Annotated in this window: 18 protein-coding genes, 2 pseudogenes and 1 other annotated feature; of the genes and pseudogenes, 3 read left to right on the top strand and 17 right to left on the bottom strand. The window is 42.2% G+C overall.

The features are described 5' to 3' along the window. Positions 1-23 precede the first annotated feature (23 nt). From J2Z37_RS02185 to J2Z37_RS02160, 6 genes are all read right to left on the bottom strand, one after another. A complete protein-coding gene (locus J2Z37_RS02185; RefSeq protein ID WP_209808445.1) occupies positions 24-800 on the bottom strand; it encodes a tRNA threonylcarbamoyladenosine dehydratase in 777 nt (258 codons plus the stop codon). A 158-nt stretch (positions 801-958) separates the two neighbouring features. After that, positions 959-1,159, bottom strand: coding sequence for a hypothetical protein (locus J2Z37_RS02180; protein ID WP_209808443.1), 201 nt, complete (start codon positions 1,157-1,159; stop codon positions 959-961). Positions 1,160-1,223: 64 nt separating this feature from the next. Further along, entirely contained in the window at positions 1,224-3,005 is a 1,782-nt protein-coding gene (gene aspS, locus J2Z37_RS02175) for an aspartate--tRNA ligase (protein WP_209808441.1), read from the bottom strand. A 66-nt stretch (positions 3,006-3,071) separates the two neighbouring features. After that, positions 3,072-4,331: a histidine--tRNA ligase gene (gene hisS / locus J2Z37_RS02170; RefSeq protein WP_209808439.1), complete on the bottom strand. Its 1,260-nt coding sequence runs from the start codon at positions 4,329-4,331 to the stop codon at positions 3,072-3,074. 62 nt (positions 4,332-4,393) lie between these two features. Further along, positions 4,394-4,617, bottom strand: a binding site (T-box leader). An 82-nt stretch (positions 4,618-4,699) separates the two neighbouring features. Beyond that, a complete protein-coding gene (locus tag J2Z37_RS02165) occupies positions 4,700-6,199 on the bottom strand; it encodes a coproporphyrinogen III oxidase (RefSeq protein ID WP_209808436.1) in 1,500 nt (499 codons plus the stop codon). 83 nt (positions 6,200-6,282) lie between these two features. After that, positions 6,283-6,462 (bottom strand): hypothetical protein, encoded by a 180-nt coding sequence (locus tag J2Z37_RS02160; protein WP_209808434.1) that lies wholly within the window; start codon positions 6,460-6,462, stop codon positions 6,283-6,285. 136 nt (positions 6,463-6,598) lie between these two features. On the opposite strand from J2Z37_RS02160, the gene J2Z37_RS02155 reads away from it, so the two are divergent. Further along, the gene (locus tag J2Z37_RS02155) at positions 6,599-7,924 is read left to right on the top strand and encodes an N-acetylmuramoyl-L-alanine amidase family protein (protein WP_209808432.1); all 1,326 of its coding nucleotides are present in this window, start codon (positions 6,599-6,601) and stop codon (positions 7,922-7,924) included. A 30-nt stretch (positions 7,925-7,954) separates the two neighbouring features. On the opposite strand, the gene dtd is transcribed toward J2Z37_RS02155, so the two are convergent. The 6 genes and pseudogenes from dtd to J2Z37_RS02125 form a co-directional block, all read right to left on the bottom strand. Beyond that, complete coding sequence (gene dtd, locus J2Z37_RS02150; protein WP_209808430.1) at positions 7,955-8,392, bottom strand: D-aminoacyl-tRNA deacylase; 438 nt, start codon at positions 8,390-8,392, stop codon at positions 7,955-7,957. Positions 8,393-8,402: 10 nt separating this feature from the next. After that, positions 8,403-10,595 (bottom strand): RelA/SpoT family protein, encoded by a 2,193-nt coding sequence (locus J2Z37_RS02145; protein ID WP_209808428.1) that lies wholly within the window; start codon positions 10,593-10,595, stop codon positions 8,403-8,405. Between the two features lie 338 nt (positions 10,596-10,933). Further along, complete coding sequence (locus tag J2Z37_RS02140) at positions 10,934-11,446, bottom strand: adenine phosphoribosyltransferase (RefSeq protein WP_209808426.1); 513 nt, start codon at positions 11,444-11,446, stop codon at positions 10,934-10,936. A 71-nt stretch (positions 11,447-11,517) separates the two neighbouring features. Continuing rightward, entirely contained in the window at positions 11,518-12,441 is a 924-nt protein-coding gene (locus J2Z37_RS02135; protein ID WP_209808424.1) for a cation diffusion facilitator family transporter, read from the bottom strand. 80 nt (positions 12,442-12,521) lie between these two features. Then, positions 12,522-14,670 (bottom strand): annotated as a pseudogene (gene secD, locus J2Z37_RS26085) (protein translocase subunit SecD). A 205-nt stretch (positions 14,671-14,875) separates the two neighbouring features. After that, positions 14,876-15,178 (bottom strand): post-transcriptional regulator, encoded by a 303-nt coding sequence (locus tag J2Z37_RS02125; protein ID WP_425340300.1) that lies wholly within the window; start codon positions 15,176-15,178, stop codon positions 14,876-14,878. 84 nt (positions 15,179-15,262) lie between these two features. Here J2Z37_RS02125 and spoVB point away from each other — a divergent pair, with 84 nt between their 5' ends. Beyond that, positions 15,263-16,840 (top strand): stage V sporulation protein B, encoded by a 1,578-nt coding sequence (gene spoVB, locus J2Z37_RS02120; protein ID WP_209808899.1) that lies wholly within the window; start codon positions 15,263-15,265, stop codon positions 16,838-16,840. On the opposite strand, the gene J2Z37_RS02115 is transcribed toward spoVB, so the two are convergent. The 3 genes and pseudogenes from J2Z37_RS02115 to J2Z37_RS02105 form a co-directional block, all read right to left on the bottom strand. Then, positions 16,837-17,373: a YetF domain-containing protein gene (locus J2Z37_RS02115; RefSeq protein WP_209808422.1), complete on the bottom strand. Its 537-nt coding sequence runs from the start codon at positions 17,371-17,373 to the stop codon at positions 16,837-16,839. The genes spoVB and J2Z37_RS02115 overlap by 4 nt on opposite strands. A 112-nt stretch (positions 17,374-17,485) precedes the next feature. Next, a complete protein-coding gene (gene corA / locus J2Z37_RS02110; RefSeq protein WP_209808420.1) occupies positions 17,486-18,457 on the bottom strand; it encodes a magnesium/cobalt transporter CorA in 972 nt (323 codons plus the stop codon). Positions 18,458-18,609: 152 nt separating this feature from the next. Next, positions 18,610-19,967 (bottom strand): annotated as a pseudogene (locus J2Z37_RS02105) (ArsB/NhaD family transporter). Between the two features lie 125 nt (positions 19,968-20,092). Between J2Z37_RS02105 and J2Z37_RS02100 the strand changes: the two are divergent. Further along, positions 20,093-20,470 carry a TIGR04086 family membrane protein gene (locus J2Z37_RS02100; protein ID WP_209808419.1) on the top strand — a complete coding sequence of 126 codons (378 nt, stop codon included), beginning with the start codon at positions 20,093-20,095 and terminating at the stop codon, positions 20,468-20,470. A 219-nt stretch (positions 20,471-20,689) separates the two neighbouring features. Here J2Z37_RS02100 and yajC read toward each other — a convergent pair whose 3' ends face one another. Continuing rightward, the gene (gene yajC, locus J2Z37_RS02095; RefSeq protein ID WP_209808898.1) at positions 20,690-20,992 is read right to left on the bottom strand and encodes a preprotein translocase subunit YajC; all 303 of its coding nucleotides are present in this window, start codon (positions 20,990-20,992) and stop codon (positions 20,690-20,692) included. A 20-nt stretch (positions 20,993-21,012) separates the two neighbouring features. Further along, a complete protein-coding gene (tgt, locus tag J2Z37_RS02090; RefSeq protein WP_209808417.1) occupies positions 21,013-22,143 on the bottom strand; it encodes a tRNA guanosine(34) transglycosylase Tgt in 1,131 nt (376 codons plus the stop codon). Positions 22,144-22,161 lie beyond the last annotated feature (18 nt).

Here is a 22,161-nt window from a genome sequence, read left to right as displayed (position 1 = left end):
CTTTGCACAGTCTTTATTTGAGTCTATTGACTCACTCGCTCAATTTTGACATTCGCGCTATCCAGCAAATCGTTAATCGCTACACTTGCCATGATCAAGCCCGCAACGGCTGGAACGAATGAATTCGAGGCAGGGGGTTGCTTTGCTTTGCGAATAGGGGTATTAGGATTTTGCACAACCTGTTGCAATACATCCTCCCTTTGCTTGACTGGGATTTCTGTAGAGTAGACAACCTTCACCCCTTTTTTAATGCCATCTTTTCGGAGTTCCCTACGCATTACCTTTGCGATTGGATCATAGGAAGTTTGAAAAAGATCGGCTACCTTAAAGCGTGTGGGGTCTGTTTTATTAGCGGCACCCATGCTAGCAATAATCGGAATCCCCCGTTTTTTGCATTCCTTGACTAAATGGATTTTACTTGAAACAGTATCCATTGCATCAACAAGGTAATCTATTCGATCCACCGCAGAGAATAACTGCTCATATGTTTCCTCATTATAAAACATGTTTAAGACAATGACTTCACATTCCGGATTAATTCTCGCAATGCGATCTTTCATTAATTCCGTCTTTTCCTGGCCAATGGTATCCAATAACGAATGGAGTTGGCGGTTGATATTCGTAATGTCCACAACATCCTTGTCCAATAGTATAATCCGTCCTACTGCCGAACGGGCTAGCGCTTCTACTGTGAAGGATCCCACCCCTCCGACTCCAAGCACAGCAACTGTACTATTTCGTAAAACTTCCAACCCCTCAGAACCAATCCCGAGTTCGGTTCTTGAGAACTGATGCAACATAAATGGTGCCCCTTTCAAAAAATCTCAGTTAACTTATATGATAACCACCTTTTTCAAAAAGTAAATATAACATAAGATGGTCGAATAGGAAAGGGGCGTTATTTCCCCAACACTACCTCTCCTAAAAAGCAAAAAAGCTTCCAAAGGAAGCTTTTCATTTACACTAGTAGAGTCCCGTTTATGCCGTGCCAGGCCTTCGTTTTGAACCTTAGCTCAAAACCAATCCCTCGCGGGTACATCCTGTTCCCTGCTTCAATGTTCGTTAAAGCGTTAAAGCTAACGAAATCCATTCCATCAGGAAAACTCCGGAATTCTTTTTCAATCTCTGTTGGGCTCAAAACCGTTAGGTTCACGTACATCTTAGGACTCTTTATATTGTTATTTTAGCTTAAAATGAAAGCGTTAGCAACAGGTATCTTTCATTTAGGCCTTAACTTCTTCCGGCAATTTCAATTCAATACTTAGTTCATTAAGCTGTTTTTGATCCACTGGCCCTGGCGCATCTGTCATTGGATCGGTGGCACTTGCTGTTTTTGGGAAGGCGATTACCTCACGCAAATTATTTCGACCAGCAAGTAGCATGACCAAACGGTCAAGCCCTAGTGCCATACCGCCGTGTGGAGGTGTTCCGTATTCAAAGGCATCAAGCAGGAAACCAAATTTCTCCTGTGCTTCCTCTGCACTAAAGCCGAGGGCTTTAAACATTTTTTCCTGGATATCTCGTTTGTAAATACGTGAGCTTCCGCCACCTACTTCATAGCCATTAAGCACCAAATCATAGGCTTGCGCGCGGATCTCTCCGGGATTTGTATCAAATAAAGGGATATCCTCTACTCTTGGCATGGTAAACGGATGGTGGAGGGCCACATAGCGCTTTGCTTCTTCGTCGAATTCTAATAATGGGAAATCAACTACCCAAGCAAATTTAAAGACATCATTATTAATAAGTCCTAATTCTTTTCCAAATTTCAAACGAAGGGCACCAAGGGCGTCCGCCACAACCTTTGCTGAGTCAGCAACAAACAATAACAAGTCGCCTTCTTCAGCTTCGAAGCGAGTTTTAAAATTATTGATTTCGTCTTCGTTGAAGAATTTGCCAATAGGTCCTTTAATTTCGCCATCCTTGAAAGCAATCCAGGCCAATCCTTTTGCCCCGTACTTGGAAGCAAATTTCATCAGATCGTCCACATCTTTACGCGAGTAATGTCCGCAGCCTTTAACATTAATCCCTTTGACTTGTCCACCCTTTTCAATAGCCCCACTAAACACTTTGAATCCACAATTAGCAGCCAAATCCGAAATATCTGTAAGCTCCATGCCAAACCGCAGGTCAGGCTTGTCAGATCCGTAACGATTCATTGCATCTGTATAGGTCAAACGTTGGAACGGAAGTTCAACCTTTAATCCAATTGCTTGTTCACATACGTAGGCCATCATCTTTTCCATTAAAGGAAGGAAATCTTCCATCTTCATAAAAGATGTTTCAATATCCACCTGGGTAAATTCAGGTTGCCGGTCTGCTCGCAGATCCTCATCACGAAAACAGCGAACGACTTGAAAATACCGATCAAACCCGGACACCATCAGAAGTTGCTTGAAAATTTGCGGAGATTGCGGCAAGGCAAAGAATTCTCCAGGATGTACGCGGCTTGGTACCAGGTAGTCACGTGCTCCTTCCGGAGTGCTCTTTGTCAGCATCGGTGTTTCCATTTCCAAGAATTGATTTTGGTCCAAAAAGTCCCGGAAAGCTTTCGTTGTTTTGTGACGAAGAATCAGTCCTTTTTGCATCGATGGTCTTCTTAAATCAAGGTAACGATACTTTAAGCGAACATTTTCATCCACATCAACCCCATCTTCAATTAAGAATGGCGGTGTTTTTGCATCATTGAGAATCTCCACTTCAAAAACATACACTTCGAGCTCACCGGTTTCCATCTTAGGATTCACGGTTTCAGGACTGCGTTCAACCACTTTCCCCTTGATTGTCAATACATATTCACTGCGGATTTTATCACCAATTTCGTGTGCCTGTGCATTAAACTCCGGGTTAAGGACGATTTGCACCAATCCGCTGCGATCGCGAAAATCGATGAAAATAACCCCACCCAAATCGCGGCGTTTTTGCACCCAACCACTTAGTACAACTTCCTTGCCAACATCTTCTTTGTTGATTTGTCCACACATCTTTGTGCGATACGTTTCCATTATCTTAGCTCCTTTTTCTTTTGTTTATTAGTTGATAAAGTGGGTCTGTCGCCTTTGAAAGTTCGCCTACTGTGCAAGAATGTACGAAATCAGTTCGGACACAGCCACTTCCGTTTGACTTCCATCCTGCATGTTTTTTACAATCACTACATTATTTTTTAACTCATCTTCCCCTACAATCAGTACAAAACGAGCACCATAACGGTCTGCTGCCTTTAGCTGCGCTTTCATCTTTCTGCTTAGATAATCTTTATCAGCTGCAATTCCATGGGCCCTAAGTTGATCCAAAAGCACAGTCGTCTTCTTCTCTGCTTCTTCACCTAAGGCTATTAGATAACAGTCCAATGTCGTATCCACGGGCAATTCAATTCCTTGGCTTTTTAAGGTAAGCAGGGCACGCTCAATACTTAAGGCAAATCCAATACCTGGCATATCATTGCCGCCAATTTGTTCAACAAGCCCATTGTAACGGCCGCCACCACAGACGGTTGTAATAGACCCAAACCCCTCCGCCATGATTTCAAAAGCCGTTTGTGTGTAATAATCCAGTCCACGCACCATTCTTGGATTCACTGTATAAGGAATTTGCACTTGATCCAAATATCCTTTTACCGCTTCAAACTGAGGAGCACAATTTTCACAGAGATGTTCTGTAATATTAGGAGCATCCTTTGTCAAAGACTTGCATTTTTCGTTTTTACAATCCAAAATGCGGAGTGGATTCCGATCTAAGCGGGACTTACAATCATCACACAACTCATCTTTATGCTCTGCCAAATGTTGAATCAGATGTTCCCGATGAATAGGCCTACACACCTGGCATCCGACACTATTGATTTCTAAATGCAGTTCTTTTAATCCCAAATTAGTATAAAAACGCATTGCCAGAGCAATTACTTCCGCATCAATCGCGGGATCATTGCTGCCGATGGCTTCTACTCCAAATTGAGTAAATTGGCGCATTCGTCCTGCCTGTGGGCGCTCATACCGAAACATCGGTCCAATATAAAATAATTTTGTGGGTTGAACAGGATCCCCATACATTTTATTTTCTACATAGGAACGAACAACTGCCGCAGTTCCTTCAGGTCTTAAGGTGATACTGCGATCACCTTTATCGATAAAGGTGTACATTTCCTTCTCTACAATATCCGTTGTTTCTCCTACACCGCGTTGGAACAATTCTGTATGTTCGAAAATGGGCGTTCGGATTTCACGATAATTAAAAAGCTTGCAGGTCTCCCTCGCTTGTTTCTCAATATACTGCCAAAGTTCAACCTCACCAGGCAAAACATCAGCTGTTCCGCGAGGAATATTGATCGCCATAATTCTTCCTCCTTTAACCTAAGTTTTGCAAAATACAAAAAAACCTCCCATCCCCAGCATCTGCCAGGGACGAGAGATTTATATCACCCGTGGTACCACCCTTATTTAAGGAAAAAATCCTTACTCTTTTGCATAACGTATCTCACGCCATTAAGTTACTTGAAGTTTCACCTAAGGTCCTCCGGAATGTCTTTTCATCAACTGGTTAGGGAAATGCTTGCAGCCGGGGCATTCCCTCTCTGAACTATCCCATATATTGATTACTTTTTTCCTTCAAAGGATTTAATGATATTTAATTGATCGACACTAGATTTTACGAAGCTTCTAATAATCTAACCTAAGAGGTTCATCAATGTCAAGTTAAAATCTTATTTAATAAGCATCTTTCCAAATAGCCGGTTTAATGCCTTAATCTTTTCCTTAGTATAGTGTTCGTAGTTCTCATTATAGGCTTTTGGTTCCTTTGGATTGGCAAAGCGGGAAATCTCCCCAGTGACGGGGTCAACCCACTTGCTTGCGGCACCGCACCCTAACCCAATGATCGTCTGCATTTCTTCCATAATCATGATATTATAAATGCTTTCTTTTCCCGGCAGGGCATACCCTACATTTTCTAAATTTCCAAGTATATTTTTTTGGCGATAAAGGTAGTATGGGGAATACCCTTTCTCGATCGTCCATTGTTCGGCAAGCTTCATCATTTCCATAACTTCAAATCGATCTGCTACCTTGTATTTCTCTTTATTTCGGGTCATTTCTGATGCCCGTTTAAAGGATAAGGTATGCACCGTTAGGGATTCTGGCATTAGCTGGGCTGTTTCTTGCAAAGAATGGTGAAATTCCTTAATTCCCTCGCCAGGAAGTCCGATAATTAGATCCATATTGATATTTTTCATCCCCATTTCCCGGGAAAGAATAAATTTTTCGACCGTTTCCTCCACGGTGTGGTGGCGCCCGATGGCATTTAATGTCTCCTGTATATAAGACTGTGGATTAATGCTTATCCGATCAATCTTCCACTTTTTTAATACCTTTAGTTTTTCTTCGGTGATCGTATCCGGACGCCCCGCCTCTACCGTGACTTCTCGAACCTTATCCATTCTCGGAAACACCTGATACATTTTTTCATAAAGCAAATCCATCTCTTCAGCGGTAATACTTGTAGGAGTTCCACCACCGAAATAAACCGTCGTAATCCCAATCCCTTGTTCCTTTAACCAGTTTCCGATCATTTCCATTTCATAGTGAAGCCCACCTAAGAAAGACTGAACAGATCCTTGTTTCCCCTGAATCGCATAGGCTGGAAAAGTACAATAGGCACATTTTGTTGGACAAAATGGAATACCAATATAAATACTGACTTCTTTGGAAAGCTGATATAGATCTGGAACTGCCGTTAGCTGGGATTTCACAATATCCTGCATCAGCTCAATTTTTTCGTTACGAACCAAGTATTCTTCTTTAATTTTCTGTTGAGATTGGGGCAGATCTTTCCCTTCACGGAGTTGCCTATGTAGAAGTTTAGTTGGTCTAATTCCAGTGAGAATTCCCCATGGTTGTTCGATCCCAGTAAAGTCCTGAAGCACTAATAATAACGCCTGCGACATCATCCGCTTAAGATGTTTCTTCTTGTCTTCTTCTGCGATAATCCTTGTCACACTGGAAACTGTTTTTTCAAGCCTTTGATGGTTCTCTACGTTTTCAAGCAGGATATGCACCTGTTTGTCACTCATAATCGGATAGCTAACCAAAAGATTTGCGTTTTCATCTGTTTGAAACACTACTTCTGGATCTTCCAAAAAAAGCTGAATTATATGCTGGAAGCTCCGCTGATATGTCTCCTCTATTCCCAAAATCGATATTTTCATCGTTTCCACCTTCATTAAACGCCAAATTTATCGTATAATGTACCACATTGTTCCCGCTATTTCCACCCTGTTAACCGTTCAACTTAGTTCCACGAACGGTTTTCTCCCAACATTCTGCTCATCTCCTGTCCCGTTCTATTTGGGATATTCTTGGCCATAAAAACATCCACGTTGCTTTCCTCACACGTATAATCCTGAAAATCGGTGGTTAAACCTATTGATATGGTTCTTTGGGATTGGATTTCCTTTTTATTCTGCCTCATAGGTAAACTCCTTTCGTCACAGCAGTATCCTTATCTCCTCCATTATTCCCATTTTCCAGCTTTTTTTATGATCTTAAAGGAGATCCTTTGTTATTTAGCGAAGTGTAGTTCTTAAATAATTTTGAGCAGGAAAGGATTGTCACAATTGCCGCAACTTCCGTTCTTTCGTATGTGGATTCCGATCCTCTTCATTCTTGTTTTTTTATTTTCTCCGACCCTGCCTATGCTGACCGTCTCTTCTGAGGGAAAGCAAACGGCTTCCGTCACTGTGAGCACTTTGAATGTCCGTGAAGAGCCGGGATTAAACTACCCAATTGTTGGTGAAGTGCATCAGGGAGAATCCTACCAGATATCAGACATGAGGGACGATTGGATCGAAATTATCTTTGATCAGGGGAAAAAAGGGTGGGTTGCTTCCTGGTTGGTCGAAATACAGGTTGAAGCTGAGGAAAAGAACAACACAGCACTCTACAAGATTTCTCCAACGATTGAAGCTCTGAACGTGAGATCCGGTCCAAGTACATCCTTTTCCACTGTTGCCCAGCTGTCACAAGAAAAATCCTATTTGGCATTGGAAGAGCAGGGGGATTGGATTAAGATTAAATTTTCAGAAGACTCCTCAGGATGGGTCGCGGGTTGGCTTGTAAAAAAGGACAAGGATTCTAATTCCCAAGTGCATACTTCTTCACAGGGCTTTATAAAAATTTTAAGCACCGGCACAAACATTCGTTCAGGTGCAGACACCTCTTTTCCAGTCGTCCATATTGCCCAAGAGGGAGAACGATTCCCCGTCCTTGAACAAGTAGGGGATTGGTTTAAAATTCGTCTGACCACTCAAGAAACCGCTTTTGTTGCTGGGTGGATTGTAGCTGCAGAAGGACTTCCCAATGTTTCAAGAAAAGAAATTGGAGATCTGTTAAAAGGAAAAACAATTATCATTGATCCCGGTCATGGAGGTTCTGACAGCGGGGCTATTGGCCCCCATTTGGGAACACTGGAAAAAATCATCAACCTTGAAGTAAGCCAGCTTCTTACCAATCACTTAAAGGAAGCTGGGGCAAAAGTCATCTTAACGCGCCAGGATGACCGAAAGCTTTCCTTACAGAGCCGTGTCGATGCCTCGATCATTCATCAAGCCGATGTATTTATTAGCCTTCATCATAACACCAGTGAAAATTATCGGGTGAACGGGCTTATCACCTATTTTTACAGCGATGGAGAAGATAAAAAACTAGCCGAGCAAATCCAGGAATCTCTCGTGAAACACACCGGATTGACGGATTTAAATGCACGCTTCGGAGATTATTTTGTCTTAAGGGAAAATCCCCAGCTAGCTGTCCTCTGTGAATTGGGATTTCTGACAAATTATCAGGAAGAAATTCAGTTAAATACAAAGGAATACCAAAGAAACGCAGCAGAGGGGATTTTTCAAGGGGTTATACGATATTTTAAGGATAAGTAATAAGAGGGACCCAGTAGGGTCCCTCTTATATCAACTTTCCAATATCAATGTCACAGGCCCATCGTTAATTAATTGAACCTTCATATCTGCACCAAAGGTGCCTGTTTCCACACGCAACCCACGATCGCGCAGTTTTTCATTAAATAGTTCGTATAACGGCATAGCGTGATCCGGTTTGGCTGCTGAAACAAAACTGGGGCGCCTCCCCTTTCGACAATCCCCGTACAAGGTGAATTGCGAAACGGAAAGCAAACTTCCCCCCACCTCCAAAACAGAGTGATTCATTTTTCCCTGTTCATCTTCAAAGATCCTTAGGTTTGCCACTTTTTCTGCGATAAACGTAACGTCTTCTTCCGTATCTTCATGCGTGATGCCCACTAGAAGTACCAACCCACGATCGATCTGACCGACAAGCTTCCCTTCTACCTCGACTGAAGCTTTTAGACTCCGTTGAATAACTACTTTCATGATTTCTCCCCTACGTGTTTAAAACTCTTCTTACGGAATAGACATCTTTAATTCTTTTCAGCCTTTCCACCACTTTATGCAGGTGATTCGTATTTTCAATGGCAATCGTCATATTGATTTTCGCCATTTTATATTTATCTGTCTTGCCGGCTACAGCCACAATATTTGTTTTCATATCTGCGACCGTATTGATCACTTCATTAAGCAATCCATTACGATCATGTCCTGTCACTTCAATTTCCACATCAAATTGCTGTATGCATTGGCTTTCCCATTCGACGGAAATAAGTCGATCTTTTTCATCCTCTTGGTATATGTTGGGGCAATTCTGACGATGCACAGATATTCCACGGCCTCTGGTAATGAAGCCAACAATTTCATCCCCTGGAATCGGTGTGCAGCATCTTGAAAAACGAACCAGTAAATTATCAATGCCCTTAACCGAGACCCCCTGTGTAGGAGATTTGCGTTTAGCAAAATCCTGCTTAAAGTCCGTTTTGATTTCAGGCAGAAGTTTTTCATCGCGCAACCTTCTCAGCTTTTCTGTTAACTTGCCAGCAATCTGGGCTGCTGTAATCCCACCATAGCCTACAGCTGCATACATATCTTCTTCATTTGAAAAATTATACTTTCCGGCTGCATCAGCAATATTTTCTGCAGTTAAAGCTTCCTTCGGATCAAATCCGAGTTTCTTTAATTCATTCTCGACGGATTCTCTCCCTTTAAGAACGTTTTCTTCGCGTTTTTCCTTTTTAAACCATGCCTTTATTTTATTGCGAGCCTGCGAAGACTTTGCAATTTTTAACCAATCCCTGCTAGGACCATAGCTGTGTTTGGAGGTTAAGACTTCAACAATATCTCCCGTTTTAAGCGAATGATCAAGAGCGACAATCTTGCTGTTTACCTTTGCACCAATACATCGATTACCCACTTCCGAGTGAATTTTATAGGCAAAATCCAAAGGACCGGAACCATTCGGAAGTTCGATGACATCTCCTTTCGGGGTGAATACAAAAACCACATCAGAGAAAAGATCCATTTTTAAGGATTCCATAAACTCTTGAGCGTCCTTTGCATCATCCTGCATATCAAGGATTTCCCGGAACCAGGAAAGCTTATCCTCAAATGTTTCGTTGGCCGTGGTTTTCCCTTCCTTATAGGCCCAGTGGGCGGCAATCCCGTACTCGGCAATACGATGCATCTCATACGTACGGATTTGCACTTCCAACGGTTCGCCGTTCGGTCCAATAACTGTCGTATGAAGGGACTGGTACATATTAGCCTTGGGCATCGCAATATAATCCTTAAAACGACCAGGCATTGGTTTCCAAAGTGTGTGTATTACACCTAAAACAGCATAGCAATCCCGAATATCGCTTACGATGACACGCACGGCAAGAAGATCATAGATTTCGTTGAATTCTTTATTTTGTTGAGTCATCTTTCGATAGATACTGTATAAATGTTTCGGTCGTCCAGAAATATCGGCAGAAATTTGCAATTCACCAAGTTTCTCATCAATTTCCTGAATCACCTGTTCAACATGCTTCTCACGTTCCGTCCGTTTTTTCTGCATTAAATTGACGATTCGGTAATATTGCTGCGGATTGATGTAACGAAGAGCAATATCTTCCATTTCCCATTTAATTGATGCGATCCCCAGACGATGGGCCAATGGGGCAAAGATTTCCAGTGTTTCATTGGCAATTCTTCTTTGCTTCTCTTCCGGAAGGTGTTTAAGCGTCCGCATATTATGCAGCCGATCTGCAAGTTTAATCAGAATAACACGTATATCCTGGGCCATGGCCACAAACATCTTTCGGTGATTTTCGGCCTGTTGTTCTTCTTTTGATTTATATTTAATTCTCCCCAGCTTCGTCACGCCGTCCACTAGTTTCGCTACCTCGTCGCCAAACTGTTTTCTTAGCTCTTCTAGTGTTATGGGAGTATCCTCTACAACGTCATGTAAAAAAGCTGCAGCTACCGTAACCGCATCCATTTGCATATTAAGAAGAATCTCTGCTACTGCAATCGGATGAATGATGTAGGGTGCTCCAGATTTCCGGATCTGCCCCTCGTGAGCTTCTCTTGCCAAAGCATAGGCGCGTTCGAGTAAATCTATGTCCTTTTCGGGAAGATATTTTTTGGCTTTGCTTATGGCATTAATTGAAGCCTGTTCAATAGCAGCGGTATCCACAGTCATTTCTTTCACCTTTCATTTCTCTGGTCTATCTCTCTACTCCATAAGTGTATTATTCTATTCATTATCATAGAAAATTTACAGAAAGTAAAGCGGCGAGTGGTGAAATATGAGGGGGCAGGAAGGTTTAGGCATTAGTGGATGAAGGACAGTTCATAAAGAGCCGCTTAAATAAGTAAAAGATTCCACTTAATTGATCTAAATGGAAAGTTTATTCTTAAATAAGCGGATCTTTTCAGGTTAAACTTGGAAAGGTGGATATTCTACTCAATTTACTTCCAACAATAACCGGAAATTTTCCGGTTAATACTTCTTGAATCGACGACACGGTCAGTCTCCCTCTAATACTTCACCAAGGAAAACACATCGATCCCCTTCATCTTATCACGTCCATTGAGGTAAGTTAATTCAATTAAAAAGGCAGCACCGACGATCACACCACCTAATTCTTCAACTAATTTAATCGTCGTAGAGATCGTCCCGCCAGTCGCGAGCAAATCATCAGCAATTAAAACCCGCTGCCCTGGCTGAATTGCATCCTTGTGCATAGAAAGACGGTCTTTTCCATATTCCAAATCATAATCTGCGGATATGACTTCACTTGGTAGCTTTCCCTCTTTCCTGACGGGAGCGAACCCCTTTCCAAGCGAATAGGCCAATGGTGCCCCAATAACAAATCCTCTTGCCTCTGGCCCGGCAATGATGTCTATCTGCATTTGTTTCGCATATTCTGCAATCTCATCTATTGCCTGCTTATATGTATTGCCATCCTTCAATAAGGTTGTAATATCTTTAAATCGTATTCCTTCCTTAGGGAAGTTTTCGATAATTCTAATGTATGGTTTGTAGTCCATGATTTTATTTCCTCCTAAACTTGGGCTGACTCAATTTTACTAAACGAAAAAGATTCAAACAACTATTTCCTTTATTGGATAATCTCTGTATGCTGTTCAGGGAATTGGCCATTATAGGGGTTAACATGCACCATAACGTCATGCACATGGCTATAATCGCTCATTAGACGCATTTTCACTTCTTTTCCTATAGCATGGCCAGCCTCCACCGTAATATCTGGTTGCACCCCAATTTTCACATCAACGATAACATAGTGCCCATTCTCACGTGCCAATAAGCTATTAACCTTCATCACACCTTCTACCCGTTCAACGGATTCTACTAGCTCTTTAGCATTTTCCCTATCGATCACACGATCCAATGTGTTATGAATGGATTCCTTCATAATATTGTAAGCCATTTTCAAAACAAGAATCGAGACGGCAAGTCCTGCTAAGGGATCCAGGTACAATAAAAAGGGTGAATTTAGCCATCCGCCGAGGATAGCTCCGCCAATTCCAACCAATGCAGCAAATGAAGAATAGACGTCTGATCGATGCTCCCAAGCATTCGCAATCAGGGCCTGGCTGTTTAATTTCTTACCCAGACTGTACTTGTAGCGAAAAAGCATCTCTTTGACCACGATAGAACCAAACGCAGCATAAATCGCAATCATGCCAGGGGCTTCGAGCGGCAAGAAAAATGACTTCAAAGAGCTGTATCCGACTTCCAGACCAACAATAAATAAAAGAATGGAGACAATAATCGCTGCTATCGATTCTGCCTTTCCATGTCCGTAGGGATGATCTTCATCTGGAGGTTTTTGGGCAGCTTTTAATCCGATCAGGACAGCGAATGAACCAATTACGTCTGATGCGGAATGGACAGCATCAGCTATTAATGCTTTACTGTTCGCAACCATGCCGATAATTCCTTTGATTGCAGCCAAAGCAATATTTCCGATGATACCAAGCCAGGCCGCAAATTCTGCCTTTTGAAATCTTTCTTCCTTCATAAAAAAAGTCACCCCACCCAGAAATTCTTCTCGCTATACGAAAACCGCGGGTGCATCCCGCGGTTTTCATAGTTTGCTCTTTATGAAGCTTCATTATTTGTAGGTGTGATGCGATTTCCGGCAAATTCCTTCGCTTTCCACTCCAACCAGATCTGGCTGGCAATAAAGATGGAGGAATACATACCGATAAACAATCCAATTGTTAGGGCAAGGGAGAAGGTTCGAATGCTCTCCCCGCCAAAAATAAGCAATGCTGCTGAGGCCATTAGAACGGTAATAACCGTATTGATGGAACGCGTAATCGTTTCTTGGATACTCAGGTTAACGACATATTCCAAATCGGCCTTACGCTTTACTTTATGAAGCTTCATGTTTTCTCGTATCCGGTCAAATGTAACGATGGTATCATTGATCGAATAACCCACAATGGTTAGAATTGCCGCGATGAAGGGAAGATCCACCTCAATCTGGAAAATCGAAAAGATCGATATGACACCTATTGCATCGTGAAGCAGGGCAATGATCCCCGCAATCGCAAAGCGATACTCAAAACGAACGGTAACATAGATGACAATCCCGATAGATGCCCATATCAAGGCATACATGGCATTCTTCGCGAGTTCGCGGCTGACAACCGGGTCAACTGTACTTTCTTGAATGTCCACCTGATCCCCATACTTTTTCGTGAAGGAATTCTTGACACTCGCAATTTGCTCCTTGTTAAGAGGCTCTGTGAACCGGACCGCTGCGCGTTCACCGTTGTCACCAGCAGTTACGATGCTTCCGGGTTCAAGATTCAGCTGTTTTAATTCGGCTGCCACTTCAGCTTCTGTAAATGGCTTGCCAATCGCGATGTCCAGGCGAGTTCCGCTTTGGAAGTCTACCCCAAGATTAAAACCTAAGAAAAGTAAGCCTAATATCCCGATGATCTGGAGAACCCCGGATAATAAAAAGAATTGTTTTCTATGTGAGACATAATTCCATGTCTTCGGATTAAAGTTCACCTATTTCACTCTCCTTCACGCCATAATACCACGGTTTGCGCAAAGCATTAGAGCGAACCCAGATTGCTAAGAGCAAACGAGTCCCAAAAACATTGGTAAGAAGCGTCAAAATAATCCCGACCATCAAAGTAACAGCAAATCCTTGAACAGAACTTGTCCCGAAATAGAACAAAACGATACCTGCAATGATGGTTGTTAAGTTCGCATCAATAATTGTTGATAAGGAGCGCCTTTGTCCAGCACGCACAGCTGATAGCAAGGTTTTTCCAGATCGCAGCTCCTCTTTAATTCTTTCATAAGTAATAATATTCGCATCAACCGCCATCCCGACCGTCAAGATAAAGGCGGCGATCCCCGGCAGGGTTAATGTAGCATGCATCCAATTCAAGACAAGTAGGGTTAAATACATAAAGACAACCAATGTAATGATAGCAATAACACCTGGCCAGCGATAGTACAGAAGCATAAACAGGAAGATTAAAGCAATCCCAATGAAACTGGCATAAATCCCCTTTTGCAAAGATTCGGCACCTAAAGCAGCACCCACGCTATTAGAATAGATCTCCTTCATTTCTACAGGAAGTGCACCTGCATTTAAAATCCCTGCTAATTCGGTAGCTTCATCCACCGTATAATTACCTGTAATCGATGCAGTTCCCCCTGAAATAACGCTTTGTACAACAGGGCTTGTAAGGATCTTTTCGTCTAAGGCAATGCTAATTGGTTGTTGCAGATAAGTTTCAGTAATCTGCTTAAATTTATCAGCATCCTTTAGTTTTAAAGCAATATATGGACGTCTTAATTCATCATATTGCACAGAAGCACCATTTTTAGCCAAATCATCCCCGGTCAAAAGTTCTTTCCCATTCGGGTCCAGGAAGGATAATCGAGCTGGTTCACCCAATAGCTTTCTGGCTTGCTCCTGATTCGTCACACCAGCTAGTTTTACACGAATTCGGTCAGTTCCCTCCACCTGAATATCTGGTTCAGAAACCCCGATGACGTTAACGCGTCGGTTCAATGCAGAAACGGTATCCGTTAGCGTACCCTTGTCTAATTTTTCCCCTTCATGAACAGGTTTTACTTCGTAAAGTATCTCGAAACCACCCTGCAAGTCTAAACCGAGGGTAATTCCTTTCGCTACCCCAAGGCCCGTGTAACCGATCACACCAAACATTAAGATAACAATTAATGAAAAAGCCCATATTCGGCTCCACTTAATCATATACTGCCAGCTCCTCCTTTGATAAAGCTTGTCCATCTCTATGATCATTTTCAAAACTGATAAAGAAACGTCGCCTGCAACAAATTAGTCCCCTCTTGAGCAGATGGGGCCCTTTCTCCAATGTTTCTATTATACGCATCGTATAAATTTCATGTCAATTCACCAGAAAGATCAAAAAAGCTTCCAATTTAGAGGAAGCTTTCCATTACTCAAATTCACCGCGGTAAATCCGCATGGTCATCCAATTCATAAATACAGTAGCCTTTAGGGAGAGGATGTCATTGACTAGCTGATGCAAGGCTGGGACAGCATTTTTATAACGGCTTGCAACACAATCCCAAATTTCATCAGCAGTTACATGTTCATATCCAAGGAGATGAAATTCTTCTGCCTTACTTTGGCATACCGAACGCATCTCGGTACGCAATTCTTCCAAGGTTATTGCTTCATTCGCTTCCATCTGATCACTCTTTTCCACGATTATATTGGTCTTGTCCTTCCCGTCCATGCATAAGAATGGATTAGGGTAGTCCAGCTTCTTCCATTTCTAAAACAAATCAGCAGTATTTAACAGGAAAGAGGTTAGTAATTGATGACGAAGCAGACCTTCTTTAAGGGCACATTGATTTTAGTTGGAGCAGGGCTTCTGACGAAGCTTCTGGGATTTATCAATCGAATTTTTCTTTCACGAATCATCGGGGCGGAAGGCATGGGATTGTATCAAATGGCTGTTCCAACGATGTACCTAGTGATTACAATTACCCAGTTTGGACTGCCCATTGCCATCTCAAAACTGGTGGCAGAGGCCCATGCACAAAGAAAACCTGAAAAAATAAAAATCATCCTGAAAATCTCTTTACTCCTTGTCTGCATTTTAAGTGTTATCTTCACTACAGCTATGATTTTCGGAGCCCCGATTATTTCCAAGTATCTTCTTACAGATCAACGCGCCTATTATGCGCTCGTGGGCATCGCACCGATCGTTCCGATCGTAGCCATATCTTCCATTATTCGGGGGTATTTTCAGGGAAAGCAAAATATGATTCCAACGGCAAGTTCACAAATGATCGAACAAATTATCCGGATTTTTACTGTCCTATTTCTAGCCCAACATTTTCTCCCAATGGGAATAGAATATGCGGCAGCAGCTGCCATGGTTGGAATTGTTATTGGTGAATTTGTAGGTATGCTAAGTCTTGTTTATCATTTTAGAAAGGCTAAGCTAAAAAAAATCTGGTATGGTGCAAACTCCTTAAAGGTCATCCGTACCCATGTCGAAACGTGGAAAGGATTAATGCGCATTGCCCTTCCTGTCACAGCAGGCAGATTGATCGGATCCTTTACCTTCTGGATCGAACCGATTATCGTCGCTCAAAGCCTAGCACTTGCCGGTTTAGCAACGGCAGCCGCAACGAGCTACTATGGTCAGTTACAGGGGATGGCTATGCCCTTATTAACCTTTCCAACTTTCTTTACTTATTCGTTGGCTGTGACCTTAGTTCCTGCTGTTGCAGAAGCGCATGCTCAAAAAAATTGGCGAATGGTCCATCGGCGCATCGGCCAATCCCTTCGCATTGCGCTCGTTATTGGGGCCCCCTTTACCGTTATTCTGTATATCTTTGCCGAGCCGCTTGGCTTACTTATATATGGCTCAGCAGAAGTTGGACAAATCATGAAAATCATGGTGCCTTTTTGCCTTTTGCTTTATTTCCAAGGACCACTCGCTGCGGCATTACAAGGGTTAGATTACGCCCAGGTAGCAATGAAAAATTCTATCTATGGTGCTATTCTAAAAACCGTCGCTATTTATATACTAGCTACCCAACCGGAAATTGGACCAACAGGGATTACCCTTTCTATTAGTATGGGAATTGTCGTGGTCACCTTACTCCATTTCTTTAGCATTGTAAAATTAACGGGCTTCACAATTAAGATAATGGATTTTATAAAAGTGGCTCTTGCAATGGGCTTGATGGGTTGGTGTGGAATTCAGCTTTATAAGTGGGGCGAAGAAAATTTAACGGATGCATTGAATATTAGTGTGGCCTCTAGCGGTTGTTTATTGGTTTATCTGTTCTTGCTGGTATGGTTTAAGGTGTTGGGCAGACAGGATATCCAAAGGATACCATTCATTGGGAAAATCCTGTCCCCCTTTATTCGTCTTCGCTAACTTTTTTTACGATCAAGATACATTCTGCCTTGTTGGTCAATACTGCAATAAGAGACCTCTTTAAAACGGCTAACTCCGAATTCTTGAACTTCGTTTTTAAGCCAAAATCTGGTTTTCCCTAATCTCTCAAGATTATGGTCCAGAACTTTGCCGTCCAAAATTAACGGTAAAGGCAGTCTTGGTGGTGGCGCTTGACTCGGCAACGGGTCAAGCATCCCCATTTCTACATCGGCAAAACTTTGGCTCCTGGAAATGGGCATTGCTTTTGGAATTGGATGGATTGGGACTTTTTCCCGCTCTCGAAACAAAAGTCTTGAAAAAAGATGGACGGTCGTCAAAAGAAGGATCGGCGTTAAATAAATCATTAATGGGGCACTTGGTCTAACAATGGCTACAACGGAAAGTAGGGCAATCATAAATGCCACCATTAGATCCACCAATCTGATTTTACTTTCGTAAGTAAATGCCTTCATCACAAGAACAACTAAGGTGTAGAAAAACAAAGTTCGCAGTAATAGGATGACCCATTCCATGGAATTCTCCCTTATCCGCTGCTCCAAAACCTAAACGTTGTGGAGCAAATTGATGATTCTGCTCATTAGTCTAAACAATTTGTGCTTAACTATGTGAAGACCCTCATTCCAACTACATCCATCGCCGTTTTTTAAAGATATACAGCATAAAGGTGGTGATAAGCAACATAAAAGCGCTTATCGCACCTGCAGCCCAGGCTTTATTTTCCATAGGTAGACCTACGTTCATTCCAAAGAATCCAGTTATAAACGTGAGCGGCATCATAATGGTCGATATAATGGTTAGGACTCGCATAATTTCCGCAGTTTTTGCACTGACAATTGAATAGTATGTATCCATTGTACCATTGACCAAATCTCGAAATGTCTCCGTTGAATCGACGATTCGCTCCAAATGGTCTACAAGGTCAATATAAAAGGGAATATTTTCCTCTCTAATCTCAAACGAAAGCCTGCCATTCAAGTTCGCGAAGATTCTTTTTTGTGGCAGAATCACCCTTCTAATCAAAATAATTGTCCTTTTTAGCGCTAGAAATTCCTCTGTAATTTCTTCCACTTCGTGGTCATAAATTTCATCTTCGAGTTCATCGATCCGTACACTAATACGGTCAAGAATTGGAAAGTATTCGTCCGTTATCCCATCCACAATATGATATAACAAATAATCCGGACCTCTATTCATGTATCCTTTTCCACGCAAACTTGCTGCTGCAATTCTCCCCACCGCTGGCATCGGGCTTTTATGAATGGTGACAATATAATTTGGCCCTAAGAATACGTTCAGTTCGACAGTTGTAATTTCATTATCGCTTTCCTCGTTATATCGAAGGGCGTGAAAGACGAAGAAATAATAATCATCATAATTGTCCACCTTTGCCCGAGGGCTAATATGCAAGCAGTCTTCGATCGCGAGCGGATGAAAGTTAAAGATGTTGGAAATATAATGCAGCTCGTCGTTTCCCACATCATAGAGATCAATCCATAACAGATCTTCAGGAGATTTTAGAAATTGGTCTATTTGGTCAAGATCCATATCATGGTACATTTGCTGTTCTGAGTGATTATAAAAATATGTCTTAATCAAACACTTCACCCCATTCCACTCAACGGCTTTCTGTTATTCTACCTTAATTTACTTATGAACGAAAGATGCATTCTTTTGTTTTCCAATGCCTGACGGTTTTTTCCTTTTATACACAAAAAAGGACAGGGAACCTGTCCTTTTTTGTGTGAAAATTATAGGAATGCTGTTAAGTACCTGAAATAAATATAAACGTTAGCAATCACAAGGGCCACCAGTGTAATCGGAGCGCCGATTTTCAAGAACTGCATATAGGAGAATCCGTGCCCTTCTCTAGCTGCCATTCCTGCCACAATCACGTTTGCTGAGGCACCGATAATCGTTCCATTTCCCCCCAAACAAGCTCCCAATGCTAAAGCCCACCAAAGTGCATCTAATTCTGCAGAATCATGTGGCAGTCCAAGACCTGTTCCTAAATCTTGAATCAGCGGAATCATTGTTGCTACAAAAGGAATGTTATCGATCGTAGCAGAGGCTATCCCGGAAACCCAAAGGATCAGTATAGCGGCCATAGGAATATTTCCTTGTGTAAAGTCAAGCATGCCTTGTGCAATGCTCTTGATAATCCCCACATCCACAAGTCCGCCAACAAGGGTAAATAAACCGGCGAAGAAGAAAATGGTTACCCATTCCACCGAATGGAACACTTCTTCCATATCGTGTTCTTTTACACCAATCATCATTAATAGTGTAGCTCCACCAAGCGCAACAACGGCAGCTTCAAGATGTATAACGGAGTGGAGAATAAAGCCTAAAATAGTGATTCCGAGAACAATCAAAGACTTTTTCATTAACACAGGATCTGTAATGTATTCCTTTTCATCTATCTCCATGATCGCTTTTTTCGTTTCTTCACTGGCATGCAGCTGTTTACGATAGATAAAGTAAAGTAAAGTAAGATAGCGGTTACAATACTTATCACAACAATGACTGGAGCTAGATTGAATAAGAATTCATTAAACGTAAGGTGTGGATTCGCTCCCCCGATCATAATGTTCGGTGGATCACCGATTAACGTTGCAGTACCCCCAATATTGGAAAATAGCACTTCAGAAATAAGAAAAGGCACTGGATTTACGCCAAGAATCCGGGTAATGGAAAAGGTAACAGGAACAATTAATAAAACAGTTGTCACATTATCCAGAAAAGCTGAGGCTACAGCAGTGAGAAGCGAGAGCATAATGAGAATCCGAATCGGCTCCCCTTTAGCAATCTTGGCCGCGCGAACCGCAGCAAATTGGAAGACACCTGTTTTATTCGTTATCCCCACTAAGATCATCATTCCGATAAGAAGGGTGATCGTTCCCCACTCAATATGGTGTGTAAAAGCTTGATCAAGGTCCACAATACCGAAACCTATCATCAAGATGGCACCCAGTAAGGCAATAACAGCACGATTCATCTTTTCTGTAATGATAATCGCATAAGTAACTAAGAACACAATTACTGCAATGTAGAGTTGTGCTGTCGAAACGTCGGCAACTTGATGTTCCACGATTTCTTCCTCCCTCATTATTTGTCTAAATTTGCTTTTTTATTATACCTAAAAGGTGTGCTTTTCGTCCATGCCATGCTTGTCATATTACAGAAGAATTTTTCATAGATTGTACAAAACCTATCGAATTTGGAGGTCTGTACATGAAGTCATTTACCGTTTCATCTTCCCCAATTATTACAGGTATTATCACGACATTATGCTTAGTTCTTGCAGGGTCGCTTATTACATCCTTATTCCTTCAATTTAGCAGCATTAGCGAAAACAGTATGCCTTATTTTACCTACACAGTGAACGGAATCAGCTTACTTGTTGGGGGGTTTTGGGCAGGAAAAAAAGGGGGACAGAAAGGTTGGTATTTCGGAGGGTTGACTGGTGCTACATATTTTCTTGTAATTGTACTGATTGGCTATTTGGCCTTTGATGTTGCCCCCATGCTGAATTCCCTGATTTATTTAGCCTTTTCCTTTGTCGTTGGGGCGACTGGCGGAATTGTTGGGGTGAATATGGCAAAGAAATAAGATAAAGCCCCCAAAATTGGGGGCTCTTCTTTCCGCATAGGAAAGTTTAAGTTCACTTAGGTGTTGAACGAAACTTTCCAATCGGCATGACAGCATCTGCCTCCTACTGAACTACGTCGAATTTGCTTCCTGTTCAGAAGGGATTGTAGTCCCTGTAGGGGAAAACTTCCTCTAAAGAAGGATACATCTTCTTCGAAAAGGCTACGGTAGAAGTTTTTCTTATTTTACTTCCTCGTCTGAATTGCTAACTGCGCTTATTGCGCCTCTTTCAAGCGTGACTTTCGTTGCTTCGGAAATCTTTAAAACAACAGTATCTTCCCTTAATTCTTGAACTGTCCCATGAATCCCACCGATCGTGACCACTTTATCACCCTTCTTGACCGCTGCAAGCATGGCATTTCGTTGCTTTGCTTTCTTCTGCTGTGGGCGGATCAGCAGGAAATAAAAGATAGCAAACATCAGGACAAGCGGTAGGATTGAACCTAGAAATCCACCACCTGCTGCTCCTTCTGCTAATTCCATCATAAGGAAAACCTCCTCTATTAAAATGATCTATCTTTATTAAGCCCATATTGAGCGAAAAACTGATTACGAAAGTCCAATAGACGGTCCTCCATAATCGCTTCCCTTACCTCTTCCATAAGCTTAAGTAAGAAATATAGATTGTGATAAGATGTAAGTCTCAAACCAAAAATCTCATCCGCGCTGAAAAGATGCCTGATATACGCCCGTGTATAGTTGCGACAGGTATAACAGTCACAGGCAGGGTCAAGTGGAGTAAAGTCCCGTTTGTACTTTGCGTTGCGAATAACCAACCTTCCCTGACTTGTCATGCATGTCCCATTTCTTGCGATCCTTGTAGGCAAAACACAATCAAACATGTCAATTCCACGGATCGCACCGTCAATTAACGAGTCCGGGGAACCCACCCCCATCAGATATCGGGGTTTGTTCTCTGGAAGCAATGGAACAGTATATTCAAGGACCTCATCCATCATTTCCTTCGGCTCTCCGACACTAAGGCCGCCAATGGCGTAACCTGGAAGGTCCAACGCAACAATTTCCCTTGCACTCTGTTCCCGTAAATCGCGGTACATGCCCCCTTGAACGATGCCAAATAGAGCTTGGTCATGTGGACGTTGATGTGCGATCTTGCAGCGCTCTAACCAACGGGTCGTTCTTTCCAAAGAATTTTTCACATAATCATGATCAGCAGGATATGGTGCACATTCATCAAAAGCCATAATAATGTCTGCACCAAGGGAATTTTGGATAGACATAGCTTCTTCAGGTCCGATGAACAATTTTTCTCCACTCAGATGGGAACGAAAATGAACACCAGCTTCTTCAATCTTTCTAAGATTACTCAGACTAAATACCTGAAAACCTCCACTGTCCGTTAAGATTGGACGGTCCCAATTCATAAATGAATGAAGACCACCCGCTTCGAGAACAATATCGGGTCCAGGTCTAAGAAAAAGATGGTATGTATTACTAAGGATAATTTGTGCATTCATATCCTTTAATTCTTCAGGACTCATCGCTTTTACTGTTGCCAAGGTGCCAACAGGCATAAAGATTGGCGTTTCAATCACACCGTGCGGAGTATGTAGTCGCCCCCGACGGGCTCCGGTCTGCTTGCACACCTTCAACAGCTCATATTTTACTGCCAAAATAAAATTCCTCCACTC

This window comes from Ammoniphilus resinae (assembly GCF_017873965.1).
Lineage (GTDB): Bacteria > Bacillota > Bacilli > Aneurinibacillales > RAOX-1 > Ammoniphilus_A > Ammoniphilus_A resinae.
The sequence above is the reverse complement of the archived record's forward strand: the minus strand, read 5'-3'. Positions and strand labels throughout refer to the sequence as shown.

Excerpts from the sequence above, each read along its gene's own strand:
- J2Z37_RS02135 (WP_209808424.1), bottom strand. The coding sequence starts at position 12,441 with ATGAAGGAAGAAAGATTTCAAAAGGCAGAATTTGCGGCCTGGCTTGGT.
- J2Z37_RS02180 (WP_209808443.1), bottom strand. The coding sequence starts at position 1,159 with ATGTACGTGAACCTAACGGTTTTGAGCCCAACAGAGATTGAAAAAGAA.
- dtd (WP_209808430.1), bottom strand. The coding sequence starts at position 8,392 with ATGAAAGTAGTTATTCAACGGAGTCTAAAAGCTTCAGTCGAGGTAGAA.
- J2Z37_RS02125 (WP_425340300.1), bottom strand. The coding sequence starts at position 15,178 with ATGGACGGGAAGGACAAGACCAATATAATCGTGGAAAAGAGTGATCAG.
- J2Z37_RS02185 (WP_209808445.1), bottom strand. The coding sequence starts at position 800 with ATGTTGCATCAGTTCTCAAGAACCGAACTCGGGATTGGTTCTGAGGGG.
- yajC (WP_209808898.1), bottom strand. The coding sequence starts at position 20,992 with ATGGAATTAGCAGAAGGAGCAGCAGGTGGTGGATTTCTAGGTTCAATC.
- aspS (WP_209808441.1), bottom strand. The coding sequence starts at position 3,005 with ATGGAAACGTATCGCACAAAGATGTGTGGACAAATCAACAAAGAAGAT.
- spoVB (WP_209808899.1), top strand. The coding sequence starts at position 15,263 with ATGACGAAGCAGACCTTCTTTAAGGGCACATTGATTTTAGTTGGAGCA.
- J2Z37_RS02115 (WP_209808422.1), bottom strand. The coding sequence starts at position 17,373 with ATGGAATGGGTCATCCTATTACTGCGAACTTTGTTTTTCTACACCTTA.
- J2Z37_RS02165 (WP_209808436.1), bottom strand. The coding sequence starts at position 6,199 with ATGAAAATATCGATTTTGGGAATAGAGGAGACATATCAGCGGAGCTTC.
- hisS (WP_209808439.1), bottom strand. The coding sequence starts at position 4,331 with ATGGCGATCAATATTCCTCGCGGAACAGCTGATGTTTTGCCTGGTGAG.
- J2Z37_RS02100 (WP_209808419.1), top strand. The coding sequence starts at position 20,093 with ATGAAGTCATTTACCGTTTCATCTTCCCCAATTATTACAGGTATTATC.
- J2Z37_RS02160 (WP_209808434.1), bottom strand. The coding sequence starts at position 6,462 with ATGAGGCAGAATAAAAAGGAAATCCAATCCCAAAGAACCATATCAATA.
- J2Z37_RS02140 (WP_209808426.1), bottom strand. The coding sequence starts at position 11,446 with ATGGACTACAAACCATACATTAGAATTATCGAAAACTTCCCTAAGGAA.
- J2Z37_RS02145 (WP_209808428.1), bottom strand. The coding sequence starts at position 10,595 with ATGACTGTGGATACCGCTGCTATTGAACAGGCTTCAATTAATGCCATA.